Origin of the sequence: Halorubrum tibetense, assembly GCF_042661865.1 — an archaeon.
Classification (GTDB): Archaea; Halobacteriota; Halobacteria; order Halobacteriales; family Haloferacaceae; genus Halorubrum; species Halorubrum tibetense.
Genome location: NZ_JBHSWW010000421.1, coordinates 1 through 1,501 on the forward strand (window position 1 = coordinate 1; position 1,501 = coordinate 1,501).

2 protein-coding genes and 1 pseudogene are annotated in these 1,501 nt (G+C 68.7%); all 3 read right to left on the bottom strand.

The window, feature by feature from the left end:
• A pseudogene (locus ACFQEU_RS15755) lies at positions 1-407 on the bottom strand (diaminopimelate decarboxylase); the annotation flags it as partial.
• Complete coding sequence (locus tag ACFQEU_RS15760; RefSeq protein WP_379783707.1) at positions 404-1,243, bottom strand: 2,3,4,5-tetrahydropyridine-2,6-dicarboxylate N-succinyltransferase; 840 nt, start codon at positions 1,241-1,243, stop codon at positions 404-406. The pseudogene ACFQEU_RS15755 and the gene ACFQEU_RS15760, both read right to left, overlap by 4 nt.
• Positions 1,244-1,318: 75 nt before the next feature.
• Positions 1,319-1,501: dihydrodipicolinate reductase C-terminal domain-containing protein (locus ACFQEU_RS15765; protein WP_379783709.1), on the bottom strand; the 183-nt coding region annotated here is incomplete at its 5' end.

The following is a 1,501-nucleotide window of genomic DNA, read 5'->3' on the forward strand; positions in this document are numbered from 1 at the left end:
CGCCGGTCCGCGGCGTCGACGACGTATGCCAAGTCGCGAGCCGGGGGGTTGACCGCGGTGTAGTGGATCCGGTCGCCCGCGAACCCGGCAGCGAGGGCCCGGTCGACCTCGCCCGCGGACGCGCACTCCGCGTCGATCCCGGCCTCGCGAACCGTCTCCAAGACGGCACGACCGGTGTGTGCTTTCACCGCGTATCGGAGGTCAGCGTCGGGGAACGCGGCCCGGAGACGGTCGCAGTTCTCGCGCACGCGATCGAGGTCCTGAACGTACAGCGGGGTGTCGTGACCGGTGGCGAGCTCGTGGAGGCGACCGGCGTCCCAGTCGTCGACCCGACGGACCGACGGGTTCGACTCCGGGGACCCCTTGGTCTCGCTCTCGACAGTTCGGCCGGTTTCGAGGTCGCTCATTCGCGGAGGGCATCCTCCCGCCGGGTCGCCTCCAGCGTCTCCGCCTCGACGTCCGTCGCGACGACTGCGGGCTTGTACGCGCCGCCCTCGAACAGGTCGTGGTCCCCGATCGAGGACTCGACCATCCGCGTGAACGCCCGGCGGTCGGCGGGGAGATGGCCGTAGATTACCTCCTCCTCCACGAGATCGTAGACGGGGATTCGGGGCGTGAGGAGCGTGTTCTCGCCGACGATCGAGTTCTCGCCGACTCGGAACCCGCTCGTGACTCGGCAGCCGGCTCCGAGCGACGCGCCGGCCTCGATCACGACCGGCGCGTCCTCGACGGGTTCGAGCACCCCCCCGATCAGCGTGTTCGCGCCGAGTTTGACGTTCGCGCCGATCTGCGCACAGGAGCCGACCGTGTCACAGGAGTCGACGAGCGCGCCGTCGCCCACGTACGCGCCCATGTTGACGAACGAGGGACTCATCATGATGCAGTCGCTGCCGAGGTACGCCCCTCGGCGGATCGCGGTCCCGTCGGGGGTGTTGCGCGTGCCGCGCTCGCCGAGGTCGGCGGTGTCACGCAGTGGCAGCACGTCGTAGTACGTGACACCGCCGTACTCGCGGGGTCGTGTCTCGCGCAGGCCGAAGTTGAGGAGGATCCCCCGCTTGACCCATTCGTTGGCCCGCCACGAGGTGACGTCGTCGCCGGTCTTCTCGGCGGCGCGGACCTCGCCGGCTTCGAGCGCCTCGAGGAACGCCTCGAGTACCGCCTCGTCGCCGGTCGTCGTCTCGTCGGCTGTGAGTCCGTCCTGATAGCGGTTCCAGAGATCGGATACGTCGGATTCGAGCGTCATTGGTGTGTCGATGGATGAGTCACGGTATTTATTCGTCGATCGTGGTATGCGCTACAGTAATTCCATGGGACATGATCACTCGTCGAGCACGTCGTCGAACGCGTACCAGCCCGCGTCTCGGTCGGCGAGCCACGCTGCGGCGTCGATTGCCCCCTCCGCGAAGACGCCGCGGTCGCCCGCGCGATGGGTGAGTTCGAGCGTCTCGCGGTTGCCCGCCAGCAACACCTCGTGCTCGCCGGTTACGTCGCCCGCGCGGCG

What these genes read in the sequence shown, in the direction of transcription:
- ACFQEU_RS15760 (WP_379783707.1), bottom strand. Translation starts at nt 1,243, where the DNA reads ATGACGCTCGAATCCGACGTATCCGATCTCTGGAACCGCTATCAGGAC.